This is a genomic window from Actinophytocola sp., from assembly GCF_036378875.1.
Taxonomy (GTDB): Bacteria; Actinomycetota; Actinomycetes; order Mycobacteriales; family Pseudonocardiaceae; genus Actinophytocola.
In genome coordinates this window covers 56,580-69,086 of the sequence record NZ_DASUVO010000047.1, presented here as the reverse complement: position 1 = coordinate 69,086, position 12,507 = coordinate 56,580, and the positions used below count along the sequence as shown (strand labels likewise).

The 12,507-nt window shown below is 67.4% G+C and carries 18 protein-coding genes; all 18 read right to left on the bottom strand.

The window, feature by feature from the left end; genetic code table 11:
* On the bottom strand, positions 1-369 hold the full coding sequence (gene rplN / locus VF106_RS13330; protein WP_324920871.1) for a 50S ribosomal protein L14: 369 nt from the start codon (positions 367-369) through the stop codon (positions 1-3).
* Entirely contained in the window at positions 366-662 is a 297-nt protein-coding gene (gene rpsQ / locus VF106_RS13325; protein ID WP_330839976.1) for a 30S ribosomal protein S17, read from the bottom strand. Before rpsQ ends, rplN begins: the two co-directional genes overlap by 4 nt.
* On the bottom strand, positions 659-907 hold the full coding sequence (gene rpmC, locus VF106_RS13320; protein WP_330839975.1) for a 50S ribosomal protein L29: 249 nt from the start codon (positions 905-907) through the stop codon (positions 659-661). The genes rpsQ and rpmC overlap by 4 nt, the downstream gene beginning before the upstream one ends.
* Positions 907-1,326 carry a 50S ribosomal protein L16 gene (gene rplP / locus VF106_RS13315; RefSeq protein ID WP_330839974.1) on the bottom strand — a complete coding sequence of 140 codons (420 nt, stop codon included), beginning with the start codon at positions 1,324-1,326 and terminating at the stop codon, positions 907-909. Before rplP ends, rpmC begins: the two co-directional genes overlap by 1 nt.
* Positions 1,327-1,329: 3 nt before the next feature.
* Positions 1,330-2,175 carry a 30S ribosomal protein S3 gene (gene rpsC, locus VF106_RS13310; RefSeq protein ID WP_330839973.1) on the bottom strand — a complete coding sequence of 282 codons (846 nt, stop codon included), beginning with the start codon at positions 2,173-2,175 and terminating at the stop codon, positions 1,330-1,332.
* A complete protein-coding gene (gene rplV, locus VF106_RS13305; protein WP_330839972.1) occupies positions 2,175-2,603 on the bottom strand; it encodes a 50S ribosomal protein L22 in 429 nt (142 codons plus the stop codon). The genes rpsC and rplV overlap by 1 nt, the downstream gene beginning before the upstream one ends.
* Before the next feature lie 20 nt (positions 2,604-2,623).
* Entirely contained in the window at positions 2,624-2,905 is a 282-nt protein-coding gene (rpsS, locus tag VF106_RS13300; protein ID WP_330839971.1) for a 30S ribosomal protein S19, read from the bottom strand.
* Between the two features lie 19 nt (positions 2,906-2,924).
* Positions 2,925-3,761, bottom strand: coding sequence for a 50S ribosomal protein L2 (gene rplB, locus VF106_RS13295; protein ID WP_330839970.1), 837 nt, complete (start codon positions 3,759-3,761; stop codon positions 2,925-2,927).
* Between the two features lie 35 nt (positions 3,762-3,796).
* Entirely contained in the window at positions 3,797-4,093 is a 297-nt protein-coding gene (rplW, locus tag VF106_RS13290; protein WP_330839969.1) for a 50S ribosomal protein L23, read from the bottom strand.
* Positions 4,090-4,776 carry a 50S ribosomal protein L4 gene (gene rplD, locus VF106_RS13285; RefSeq protein ID WP_330839968.1) on the bottom strand — a complete coding sequence of 229 codons (687 nt, stop codon included), beginning with the start codon at positions 4,774-4,776 and terminating at the stop codon, positions 4,090-4,092. Before rplD ends, rplW begins: the two co-directional genes overlap by 4 nt.
* A complete protein-coding gene (gene rplC, locus VF106_RS13280; protein WP_330839967.1) occupies positions 4,776-5,426 on the bottom strand; it encodes a 50S ribosomal protein L3 in 651 nt (216 codons plus the stop codon). Before rplC ends, rplD begins: the two co-directional genes overlap by 1 nt.
* Positions 5,427-5,439: 13 nt before the next feature.
* Positions 5,440-5,745, bottom strand: coding sequence for a 30S ribosomal protein S10 (gene rpsJ, locus VF106_RS13275; RefSeq protein ID WP_003938093.1), 306 nt, complete (start codon positions 5,743-5,745; stop codon positions 5,440-5,442).
* Positions 5,746-6,031: 286 nt separating this feature from the next.
* Positions 6,032-7,225, bottom strand: a complete 1,194-nt coding sequence (tuf, locus tag VF106_RS13270; RefSeq protein ID WP_330839966.1) for an elongation factor Tu — start codon at positions 7,223-7,225, stop codon at positions 6,032-6,034.
* Positions 7,226-7,343: 118 nt separating this feature from the next.
* Positions 7,344-9,443, bottom strand: coding sequence for an elongation factor G (fusA, locus tag VF106_RS13265; protein WP_330839965.1), 2,100 nt, complete (start codon positions 9,441-9,443; stop codon positions 7,344-7,346).
* A 68-nt stretch (positions 9,444-9,511) separates the two neighbouring features.
* Positions 9,512-9,982, bottom strand: coding sequence for a 30S ribosomal protein S7 (gene rpsG / locus VF106_RS13260; RefSeq protein WP_330839964.1), 471 nt, complete (start codon positions 9,980-9,982; stop codon positions 9,512-9,514).
* Complete coding sequence (gene rpsL, locus VF106_RS13255; protein WP_133906284.1) at positions 9,982-10,356, bottom strand: 30S ribosomal protein S12; 375 nt, start codon at positions 10,354-10,356, stop codon at positions 9,982-9,984. The genes rpsG and rpsL overlap by 1 nt, the downstream gene beginning before the upstream one ends.
* A gap of 414 nt (positions 10,357-10,770) precedes the next feature.
* Positions 10,771-11,376, bottom strand: coding sequence for a response regulator transcription factor (locus VF106_RS13250; RefSeq protein WP_330839963.1), 606 nt, complete (start codon positions 11,374-11,376; stop codon positions 10,771-10,773).
* Positions 11,373-12,506 (bottom strand): sensor histidine kinase, encoded by a 1,134-nt coding sequence (locus tag VF106_RS13245; protein WP_330839962.1) that lies wholly within the window; start codon positions 12,504-12,506, stop codon positions 11,373-11,375. Before VF106_RS13245 ends, VF106_RS13250 begins: the two co-directional genes overlap by 4 nt.
* Between the last annotated feature and the right edge of the window lies 1 nt (position 12,507).

Here is a 12,507-nt window from a genome sequence, read left to right as displayed (position 1 = left end):
TCAGAGCACCTCCGGAGCCAGCGAGATGATCTTCATGAACTTCTTGTCGCGCAGCTCGCGACCGACCGGTCCGAAGATACGGGTCCCGCGCGGCTCGTTGTCCGGCTTGATCAGCACGGCGGCGTTCTCGTCGAAACGGATGTAGCTGCCGTCCGGGCGGCGCTTCTCCTTGGTGGTCCGGACGATGACCGCCTTGACGACATCGCCCTTCTTCACACCCGCGCCCGGGATCGCGTCCTTGACCGTCGCGACGATGATGTCGCCGATGCCCGCGTAGCGACGCGCGGAGCCGCCCAGCACACGGATGCAGAGGATCTCCTTCGCACCCGTGTTGTCGGCGACGCGCAGCCGCGATTCCTGCTGGATCACTTTGCCTTCTCCACGATCTCCACGAGCCGCCAGCGCTTGGTGGCCGACAGCGGGCGGGTCTCCATCAGCAACACGCGGTCGCCGACGCCGGCGGTGTTCTCCTCGTCGTGCGCCTTCACCTTGGTCGTGGACCGCAGCACCTTGCTGTAACGCGGGTGCTTCTTGCGGTCCTCGAGGGAGACCACGATCGTCTTGTCCATCTTGTCGGACACGACCAGGCCTTCGCGGACCTTGCGGCGGCCGCGCGACTTGTCGGCCGCACCGGTCGTGCCAGTCTCAGTCGTCTCACTCATGCGGCACCCTCACCACTCGGAACCTCGTCGGGGGACACCGACAGACCCAGCTCACGCTCACGCATGACCGTGTAGATCCGGGCGATGTCGTGCCGGACCGTCCGGAGCCGGCGGTTGTTGTCCATCTGCCCCGTCGCCATCTGGAACCGAAGGTTGAACAGCTCCTCCTTCGCCTCCTTGAGGCGCAGGACCAGCTCCTCGTCGTTCAGCTCGCGCAACTCGGTCGCCTGCGTACCAGCGGCCATCAGAAGTCACCACCTTCACGCGTGACGATGCGGCACTTCATCGGGAGCTTGTGAATCGCCCTCGTGAGTGCCTCGCGCGCGACCGACTCGTTCGGGAAGCTCAGCTCGAACATGACCCGACCCGGCTTGACGTTCGCGATCCAGTACTCCGGCGAACCCTTACCGGAACCCATGCGGGTCTCGGCGGGCTTCTTGGTCAGCGGACGGTCAGGGAAGATGTTGATCCACACCTTGACGCCACGACGGATGTGCCGGTTGATGGCGATACGAGCGGACTCGATCTGCCGGTTGGTCACGTAGGCCGACGTCAGGGCCTGGATCCCGAACTCACCGAAGGTGACCCGGGTGCCGCCCTTGGCAGCGCCGCCCCGCTTGGGGTGGTGCTGCTTGCGGTGCCTGACCTTGCGTGGGATGAGCACTGCTCAGCCCTCCCCGTTGGTCGTCGGGGTCTCGCCGGTCCCGTTCACCGACGGGGTCTGCGGCTCGACCGGTTCTGCTGGCGACTCCGCGGCCGCGCGGCCGACCTCGGTGCTCGTCGCCGTCGTGCCGGCGGCGCCGGAGCGGCGAGCCCTGGTGGGCCGCTCACGCCGGGGCGCACGCTCGGACGGGGCCTGGCTGCGCGACTCGACCTCGCGGCGGCCGCCGACGACGTCACCCTTGTAGATCCACACCTTCACGCCGATACGGCCGAAGGTCGTGCGGGCCTCGAAGAAGCCGTAGTCGATGTCGGCACGCAGCGTGTGCAGCGGCACCCGACCCTCGCGGTAGTGCTCGGAGCGGGACATCTCGGCGCCGCCGAGGCGGCCACCGCACTGCACGCGGATGCCCTTGACCTGCGGGCTGCGCATGGCCGACTGGATGGCCTTGCGCATCGCGCGCCGGAAGGACACACGGTTGGACAGCTGCTCCGCGGTCACCTGCGCGACCAGCTGGGCGTCGGCCTCGGGGTTCTTGACCTCGAGGATGTTCAGCTGCACCTGCTTGCCGGACAGCTTCTCGAGCTCGCCGCGGATGCGGTCCGCCTCGGCGCCACGGCGGCCGATGACGATGCCCGGGCGGGCGGTGTGGATGTCCACACGGACCCGGTCGCGGGTGCGCTCGATCTCCACTTTGGAGATCCCCGCGCGCTCCATGCCCTTGGACAGGAGCTTGCGGATCTTCACATCCTCCGCGACGTACTCCGCGTACTGCTTGTCGGCATACCAGCGGGACTTCCAGTCAGTGGTGATCCCGAGCCGGAAGCCGTGCGGGTTGATCTTCTGACCCACTAGCTGGCACTCCTCTTCGCACTGGACTTACGGCCCTTCGCGGCCGCCTTCTTCGGCTCCGCCTTCGGCCGCGACTCCACCTCGACGGTGATGTGGCTGGTCCGCTTGCGGATCCGGTACGCACGGCCCTGGGCACGCGGCCGGAACCGCTTCAGGGTCGGGCCCTCGTCCACGTAGATCTGGCTGATCCAGAGGGTCTCCGGGTCCAGGTCCAGGTTGTTCTCGGCGTTGGCCACAGCGCTCGCGAGCACCTTGGCCACCGGCTCGCTCGCGGACTGCGGCGCGAACCTGAGCACGGCCAGCGCCTCCTCGGCACTTCGGCCCTTGATGAGCTCGACAACGCGGCGCACCTTCATCGGCGTGGCGCGGACGTAGCGAGCCCGAGCAATCGCGCGCGGAAGCTCTTCCACCGCGGTCTCGTCACTCATCGCTTACTCCCTATGTCCTTCTAGCGCCTGCGCGCCTTGCGGTCGTCCTTCACGTGGCCCTTGAAGGTGCGCGTCGGGGCGAACTCGCCCAACTTGTGCCCCACCATGGACTCCGAGACGAACACCGGCACGTGCTTGCGACCGTCGTGCACCGCGATCGTGTGCCCCAGCATGTCGGGGATGATCGTTGATCGACGCGACCAGGTCTTGATCACTGTCTTCTTGCCGGACTCGTTGAGCGCGTCCACCTTCTTGAGCAGGTGGTCGTCGACGAACGGGCCCTTCTTCAAACTCCTAGGCATCTGTCACTCCCTCCTGCTCTTAGCGCTTCTTGCCGGTCCGGCGACGACGGACGATCATCCGGTCGCTCGGCTTGCCCTTGCGGCGGGTACGACCCTCTGGCTTACCGGCCGGGTTCACCGGGTGGCGACCACCGGACGTCTTGCCCTCACCACCACCGTGCGGGTGGTCCACCGGGTTCATGGCGACACCGCGGACGGTCGGGCGCTTACCCTTCCACCGCATACGGCCGGCCTTGCCCCAGTTGATGTTCGCGTGCTCGGAGTTGCCGACCTCGCCGACCGTGGCGCGGCAGCGCACGTCCACGTTGCGGATCTCGCCCGAGGGCATACGCAGCTGGGCGTACGCACCTTCCTTGGCGACGAGCTGTACCCGGGCGCCCGCGGAACGGGCGATCTTGGCGCCGCCACCTGGCCGCAGCTCGATCGCGTGGATCACCGTGCCGACCGGGATGTTGCGCAGCGGCAGGGCGTTGCCCGGCTTGATGTCCGCGCTCGGTCCGTTCTCGATCCGGTCGCCCTGACGCAGCTTGTCCGGCGCGATGATGTACCGCTTCTCGCCGTCGGCGTAGTGCAGCAGCGCGATGCGTGCGGTCCGGTTGGGGTCGTACTCGATGTGCGCGACCTTGGCCGGCACACCGTCCTTGTCGTGCCGACGGAAGTCGATCAGGCGGTATGCCCGCTTGTGTCCGCCGCCCTTGTGCCGGGTCGTGATCTTGCCGTGCACGTTGCGCCCGCCCCTGCCGTGCAGGGGACGGATCAGCGACTTCTCCGGTGTCGATCGGGTGATCTCGGCGAAGTCGGAGACGCTCGCGCCACGACGCCCTGGCGTCGTCGGCTTGTACTTGCGAATGCCCATCTCTTACGCAGTCCCTTGGGTCTCTACTCGCCGGATCAGGCCGGTCCGCCGAAGATCTCGATCGGCTTGCTCTCCGCGGAGAGGGTCACGATCGCTCGCTTGGTGTCCTTGCGCTTGCCGTACCCGGTGCGGGTGCGCTTGCGCTTGCCCTGCCGGTTGAGCGTGTTCACGCTCACGACCTGCACGCCGAACACCTTCTCGACCGCGATCTTGATCTCGGTCTTGTTCGCGTGCGGTGCCACGACGAACGTGTACTTGTTCTCCTCGAGCAGCCCGTAGGACTTCTCGGAGATCACCGGCGCGAGCAGCACGTCTCGGGGGTCGGGGATCACTTGGCCTCCTCCTCGGCGACCTCGCTGGAGCGCGCGGTGGCCTTGGCCGAGCGGCCCTGGATCGGGCCCTCGAGGAACGCCTGCAGCGCGGTCTTGGTGAACACCACGTCGTCGTTGACGAGCACGTCGTAGGTGTTCAGCTGGTCCGGCGCGATCACGTGGACGTTCTCCAGGTTGCGCACCGACAGCCAGTTGATCTCCTCGTCGCGCGTCAGCACGACCAGCAGGTTCCTGGCCTCGCTGACCGACTCGAGCACCTTGCGGGCGGCCTTGGTCGACGGCTTCTCGCCGTCCACCAGGGTGCTCACCACGTGCACCTGGCCGGAGCGGGCGCGGTCGGAGAGGGCGCCACGCAGAGCGGCGGCCTTCATCTTCTTCGGCACCCGCTGCGTGTAGTCACGCGGCTGGGGGCCGTGCACGACGCCACCGCCGGCGAACTGCGGCGCACGGGTCGAACCCTGGCGGGCGCGACCGGTGCCCTTCTGGCGGTACGGCTTCTTGCCGCCACCGCTGACCTCGCCGCGGGTCTTCGTCGAGTGCGTGCCCTGGCGGGCGGCGGCCTGCTGCGCGACGACCACCTGGTGCATCAGCGCGATGTTGGCCTGCACGTCGAAGATCTCCGCGGGCAGCTCGACCGAGCCGTCGGTCTTGCCCTCGGGGGTCTTGATCTCCAAGGTGGTCACTACGCATCACCCTTCGCGGCGGTCTTGAGGAACACCACGCCGCCCTTGGGACCGGGGACCGCGCCCTTGAGGAGGATCAGCCCGTCCTCGGCGTCCACGCGGTGGACGGTGAGGTTCTGGGTGGTGACCTTCACGTGGCCCATACGGCCCGCCATGCGCAGCCCCTTGAACACGCGGCCCGGGGTGGCGCAGCCACCGATGGAGCCGGGCGAGCGGTGCTTGCGCTGGGTGCCGTGGGAGGCGCCGAGGCCCTTGAAGCCGTGGCGCTTCATGACACCCGCGGTGCCCTTGCCCTTGCTGGTGCCGGTCACGTCGATCACGGCGCCGGCCTCGAACACCTCTGCGGTGATCTCCTGGCCCAGCTCGTAGCTGTCGGCGTCGGTGGTGCGCAGCTCGGCGAGGTACCGGCGCGGCGTGACGCCGGCCTTGGCGAAGTGGCCCTTCTCGGGCTTGTTCACCTTGCGGGGCTTGATCTCGCCGAACGCCAGCTGCACCGCGACGTACCCGTCGTTGTCCTGGGTACGGATCTGGGTGACCACGTTCGGTCCGGCCTTGACGACGGTCACCGGGACGATCCGGTTGTTCTCGTCGAAGACCTGGGTCATCCCGAGCTTCGTGCCCAGGATCCCTTTCATCTGCCGGGAAGACATTAGTGCTCAGGCCTCACTGAATGTTGACGTCGACGCTGGCCGGAAGGTCGATGCGCATGAGGGCGTCGACGGTCTTCGGCGTCGGGTCGAGGATGTCGATCAGACGCTTGTGCGTGCGCATCTCGAAGTGCTCGCGCGAGTCCTTGTACTTGTGCGGCGAGCGGATGACGCAGTACACGTTCTTCTCGGTGGGCAGCGGCACCGGCCCGACGACCCGAGCGCCCGTGCGGGTAACCGTCTCCACGATCTTGCGCGCCGAAGCGTCGATCGCCTCGTGGTCGTAGGCCTTGAGCCGGATGCGGATCTTCTGTCCCGCCATGGTGGCTTGCCGTCCTTGTCTTTAAGACTCGTGCCGCTCCGGTCCACGCGGTCGGGTGTGTCGCGCCCTATGCACAGACCGGCCCCTTGGACATTTGTCCTTCGGGAGTGGTCATAAGTGGCCCAGCGGCCTGCGCTTGTCTCAAACACAGGATCCGCGAGCCAGCCCGTGCATGGCCGATCGCATGACCGTCCACGACGAGCAACCTGTCAAGGATGCCACACGCGTTTTGCGGCACCCAAACCGGGGGGCCCCAGGTAGATGACCTGGGGCCCCGTCGGCCTAGCTACTTGATGATCTTGGTGACGCGACCCGCGCCGACCGTCCGGCCACCCTCACGGATGGCGAACCGCAGACCCTCGTCCATGGCGATCGGCTGGATCAGCTTGACCAGCATGCCCGTGTTGTCGCCCGGCATGACCATCTCGGTGCCCTCGGGGAGGGTCACCACACCGGTCACGTCGGTGGTGCGGAAGTAGAACTGCGGACGGTAGTTGTTGAAGAACGGCGTGTGCCGGCCGCCCTCGTCCTTGCTCAGGATGACGACCTGGGCCTCGAACTCGGTGTGCGGCGTGGTGGTGCCGGGCTTCACGACGACCTGGCCGCGCTCGACGTCCTCGCGCTTGATACCGCGGAGCAGCAGACCCACGTTCTCACCGGCGCGCGCGTCCTCGAGCGTCTTGCGGAACATCTCGATCGCGGTGACGGTGGTCTTCTGGGCCTTCTCGCGGATACCGACGATCTCGACCTCCTCCATCGGCTTGAGGAGGCCACGCTCGACACGACCGGTGACCACGGTGCCACGACCGGAGATCGTGAACACGTCCTCGACCGGCATCAGGAACGGCTTCGCGATCTCGCGCTCCGGCTCCGGGATGCTCTCGTCGACCGCGTCGAGCAGCTCGAGCAGCTTGCTGCCCCACTCGGCGTCACCCTCCAGCGCCTTCAGCGCGGAGACGCGGACCACCGGCAGGTCGTCGCCCGGGAACTCGTACTCGGTCAGCAGCTCGCGAACCTCGAGCTCGACGAGCTCCAGGATCTCCTCGTCGTCGACCATGTCGGCCTTGTTCAGGGCGACCACGATGTAGGGCACACCGACCTGGCGGGCCAGGAGCACGTGCTCCTTGGTCTGCGGCATGGGGCCGTCGGTCGCGGCGACCACCAGGATCGCGCCGTCCATCTGGGCGGCACCGGTGATCATGTTCTTGATGTAGTCCGCGTGACCGGGGCAGTCCACGTGCGCGTAGTGCCGCTTCTCGGTCTGGTACTCGATGTGCGCGATCGAGATCGTAATGCCGCGCTGCTTCTCCTCCGGCGCCTTGTCGATCTCGTCGAACGGCGTGAAGGGGTTCAGCTCGGGGTACTTGTCGTGCAGAACCTTGGAGATGGCCGCGGTCAGCGTGGTCTTCCCATGGTCGATGTGACCGATGGTCCCGATGTTGACGTGCGGCTTGGTCCGCTCGAACTTCGCCTTCGCCACTTCTCTCGTCCTCCTGGACTTGTTCTCTCCGCCGTCTGACTTTCAGCGACGGCAGTTCTTGGGGTCAGTTGTGCGGAACCATAGAGGGACCTACCCGAGCAGCCCGCACCGGATTCAGTTACTCGCCGGTTGCCTTGGCGATGATCTCCTTCGCGACGTTCGTCGGAACCTCGGCGTAGGAGTCGAACTGCATGGAGTAGTTCGCCCGGCCCTGGGTCTTCGACCGGAGGTCACCGACATAGCCGAACATCTCCGACAGCGGCACCAGCGCCTTGACGACGCGGGAGCCCGCCCGCTCCTCCATGGCCTGGATCTGGCCACGGCGGGAGTTCAGGTCGCCGATGACGTCACCCATGTACGTCTCCGGCGTGGTCACCTCGACAGCCATCATCGGCTCGAGGAGCGCCGGGCTCGCCTGGCGAGCGGCCTCCTTGAGCGCCATCCGGCCCGCGATCTTGAAGGCCATCTCCGAGGAGTCGACCTCGTGGTACGCGCCGTCGAGCAGGGTCATCTTGATGCCCACCAGCGGGTAGCCCGCCAGCACGCCGTCCTGCATGGCGTCCTGCGCGCCCGCGTCGACCGACGGGATGTACTCCCTCGGCACGCGGCCACCGGTGACCTTGTTGTCGAACTCGTACATCGCGCCGTCCGCGGTCGACATCGGCTCGATCTTGATGATGACCTTCGCGAACTGGCCGGACCCACCCGTCTGCTTCTTGTGGGTGTAGTCGTACTTCTCGACGGTCTTGCGGATCGTCTCGCGGTAGGCCACCTGCGGCTTGCCGATGTTGGCCTCGACCTTGAACTCGCGGCGCATGCGGTCCACCAGGATGTCCAGGTGGAGCTCGCCCATGCCGGCGATGATCGTCTGACCCGTCTCCTCGTCCTGGTTGACCCGGAAGGTCGGGTCCTCCTCGGCGAGCTTCTGGATCGCGGTCGACAGCTTCTCCTGGTCGGCCTTGGTCTTCGGCTCGATCGCCACCTGGATGACCGGCTCCGGGAACGTCATCGACTCGAGGACGACCGGGTTCGCCGGGTCGGACAAGGTCTCACCGGTGGTGGTGTCCTTCAGACCGATCACCGCGTAGATGTGACCCGCCATGGCCTCGCCGACCGGGTTCTCCTTGTTGGCGTGCATCTGGAAGATCTTCCCGATGCGCTCCTTGCGGTCCTTGGTCGAGTTGATGACCTGGGCGCCGCTGGCCACCTTGCCGGAGTAGACCCGGATGTAGGTCAGCTTGCCGAAGAACGGGTGCACGGCGATCTTGAAGGCCAGCGCCGCGAACGGCTCGTCGGTGCTCGGCTTGCGGAAGGCCGGCGTCTCGCCGTCCTGCAGCGTGCCCTCGACCGGCGGGAGGTCCGTCGGCGCGGGCAGGTAGTCGATCACCGCGTCGAGCATGGGCTGGACGCCCTTGTTCTTGAACGCCGAGCCACACAGCACCGGGTAGGCCGTGCCCTCACGCACGATCTTGCGGAGGCCGTGCTTGATCTGGTCGACGGACAGCTCACCGGTCTCCAGGAAGATCTCCGTGAGCTCGTCGTCGGTCTCCGCGACCGCCTCGAGCAGCTGCTCGCGGTACTCGTTCGCCCGCTCGACGAGGTCGGCCGGGATCTCCTCGACCGCGTAGTCCTCGCCCTTCTGGACCTCACCACGCCACGTGAGCGCACGCATGTTCACCAGGTCGATGACACCGATGAAGTCGCTCTCCGCGCCGATCGGCAACTGGAGGGGCAGAGGCTTGGCGCCGAGACGCTCGGAGATGGTCCGGATGGTGAAGTAGAAGTCCGCACCCAGCTTGTCCATCTTGTTGACGAAGCAGATTCGCGGGACGTCGTACTTGGTCGCCTGCCGCCAGACCTGCTCGGACTGCGGCTCGACACCTTCCTTGCCGTCGAACACCGCGACCGCGCCGTCGAGCACCCGCAGGTTGCGCTCCACCTCGACGGTGAAGTCGACGTGCCCGGGGGTGTCGATCAGGTTGATCTGGTGGTCCTTCCAGAAGCAGGTCGTCGCGGCCGACGTGATCGTGATGCCGCGCTCCTGCTCCTGCTCCATCCAGTCCATCGTCGCGGCGCCGTCGTGCACCTCGCCGATCTTGTAGTTGATCCCGGTGTAGAACAGGATCCGCTCGGTCGTGGTGGTCTTGCCCGCGTCGATGTGGGCCATGATGCCGATGTTGCGCACCTTGGCCAAGTCGGTAAGCACGTCCTGTGCCACGGGTCTCTTCCCCTGTCTATCTCAAATGCGGTGGTACGACCTTGAGCGGTCTGTTCGGCTGCCGGTCGTCACCAGCGGTAGTGGGCGAAGGCCTTGTTGGACTCCGCCATCTTGTGCGTGTCCTCGCGGCGCTTCACGCTCGCCCCGAGGCCGTTGCTCGCGTCGAGCAGCTCGTTCATCAGCCGCTCGGTCATGGTCTTCTCGCGCCGCGCGCGAGAGAAGGTGACCAGCCAGCGCAGCGCCAACGTCGTGGAGCGGCCCGGCTTGACCTCGATCGGCACCTGGTAGGTGGCGCCACCGACACGGCGGCTCTTCACCTCGATGGTCGGCTTCACGTTGTCCAGCGCACGCTTGAGCGTGACCACCGGGTCGGTGCCGGTCTTCTCACGGGCGCCTTCGAGGGCCTGGTACACGATCTTCTCCGCGACCGAGCGCTTGCCGTCCCGGAGCACCTTGTTGATCAGCTGCGTGACCAGCGGGGAGCTGTAGACCGGGTCGGTGATCAGTGGCCGCTTGGCTGCGGGTCCCTTGCGAGGCATCAGGCCTTCTCCTTCTTCGCACCGTAGCGGCTGCGGGCCTGCTTGCGGTTCTTCACGCCCTGGGTGTCCAGCGAGCCGCGGATGATCTTGTAGCGCACACCTGGCAGGTCCTTCACACGGCCGCCACGCACGAGCACCATCGAGTGCTCCTGCAGGTTGTGGCCCTCACCCGGGATGTAGGCCGTGACCTCGATGCCACTGGTCAACTTGACGCGCGCGACCTTGCGCAGCGCGGAGTTCGGCTTCTTGGGGGTGGTGGTGTACACGCGGGTGCACACGCCACGCCGCTGCGGACTCCCCTTGAGGGCCGCAGTCTTCTGCTTGGCGACCTTGTCCTGGCGGCCCTTACGGACCAGCTGCTGGATCGTGGGCATGGACCGGCTTTCTCCTGGTGTACTGCGTGTTGCTCTAGTTTTGTTTTGCGCCCCCGCCGTATCACGAGGTCGGGCGTGTCGCCCTTCCCCATAACGCCCGGGCAGGATTGAATCATCCCTACGAGGCTCGGAAGGAACTCCGCGGTTACTGCGAGGTGTCCGCTTGCGCGAACTCCGCGCACAGGCACGCGGATCGACCCGACATAGGCCGGGCGCGAGTACCAAAGATACCTGGCACCCCGAAGCGGGGCAAAACCGGGGTCGACCAATGCTCCAACGCAGCCCAGGGCCGCGATGTTCCCGCGCGACGAGCACAGGACCGATCTTCGTTGAGGCCGAGGTCAGCCGCTCCACAGTTCAGCTCCACCAACGCGGCACCGTCCCGATCGGGCGTTACACGATCAGGTGGTGCCGCTAGATCCAGCCCTGGTCACGGGCTATGCGGACCGCTTCGGTGCGGCTGCGGGCCGCGAGCTTGGCCATGGCCGACGAGACGTAGTTGCGGACCGTGCCGGCGGACAGGTTCAGCGTGCGCGCGATGTCCGCGGCCGTGGTGGTGTCGTCCACGTGGCGGAGGATCTCCAGCTCCCGATCGGTGAGCGGGCAGTCCGGCTCGGCGAGCGCGGCCGCCGCGAAGTCCGGGTCCACGTAGCGCAGGCCAGCGTGCACTCGTCGCACCACCTCGGCCAGCAGTGCCGCCGGGGCCGTCTTCGCCAGGAAGCCCTTCGCGCCGAGTGACAACGCGCGGCGCAGGACACCGGGGCGGGCGTGCCTGGTCAGCATCACCGAGCGGGCCGGATGGCCGTCGGCCGCGAGTTTCGCCAGCACCGCGAGGCCGTCCATGCCCGGCATCTCCACATCCAGGACCACGACGTCCGGCCGGTGCTCGACCACAGCGCGGAGTGCCTCCACGCCGTCGGCGACGTCCGCGACCACGGTCAGGTCGGGCTCCAGTCCCAACAGGGCGGCCACGGCCTGTCTGGTCAGGCGCTCGTCGTCGGCCAGCACCACCTTGATCATGCGAGCACCGCCGACACCTCGAACGTGCCCGGCCGCTCCCCCGGGCCCGCCGTGAACTCCCCACCGGCCTCCCGGACCCGGCGGGCGAGGCTCGCGAGGCCGGTGCCGTCGCCCCGTGGTGGTGTGTCGGTCACACCGTCGTTCACCACGGTCAACGCGGCGGGGCGGACCGTGATCCAGCATCGGCGGGTGTCCGCGTGCCGTAGCAGGTTGGTGACGGCCTCACGCAGCACGCGGCCGAACAGCTCGCTGTGGCGCTGATGGGCCTCCTCGACGTCCACCGCGCAGTCGATGCCGGCCGACGCGAGCAGCGTCCGCGCGCCGGCAAGCTCGGTGTCGAGGTCGGTCTGGGGGCGACCCTGCGCCAGCTCACGCACGTCCTGGAGCGCGCCGCGTGCCAGCTTCTGCACCTCAGCCATCTCGGCGTGCGCCCGGTCCGGGTCGACCTTGCCGAGCCGCGTCGCCAGCTCGCTCTTCAGCGACACCACCTCCAGCGCGTGACCGAGGATGTCGTGCAGGTCCTCGGCCAGCCGCAGGCGCTCGCGGGTCGCGCCCAGCTCGGCCGCGTCGCGGCGGGCCTGGTCCAGTTCGATGGCGATCCGCCACTGCCGCAACCCGATCAGCTCCCCGAACGGGAACACGAGCAGGAGGAACACCGTGATCGCCGTCGCCGGCAGCGGATTATCCGAGCCGAAGGGCGACAACGCGGCGATACCGCCGACGACGGCGCCGAAGACGACCGCGGACCAGAGGCTGCGCCGCCACGACTCCGCCGGGGTGCGGCCGAACTGCAGCTCGGTGATTGACATCGCGGGCAGGACCACCCACAGCACGTTGCCCGGATCCGCGTAGACGTAGCCGTAGACCATCAGAACGGACGACACGACCAGGGTGACCACGGACGGCCGCCCCGGCGGTATCTCCATCGGGGTCTCGATGGCACGGGCGATCCGCTTCCAGTGCACCGGCACCAGCACGACGAGGCCCGCGAGCAACGGCAGGGAGCGCCACACTGACGCACCGTTGGAAAACGTGGCAAGCGTCGGCGTCATCGCGACGACAGGCACCGTGCTGAGCAGCGTCAGGCGCGTGTAGCGCCGCATCGACACCAGCGCATCGCGTTCGGGCACG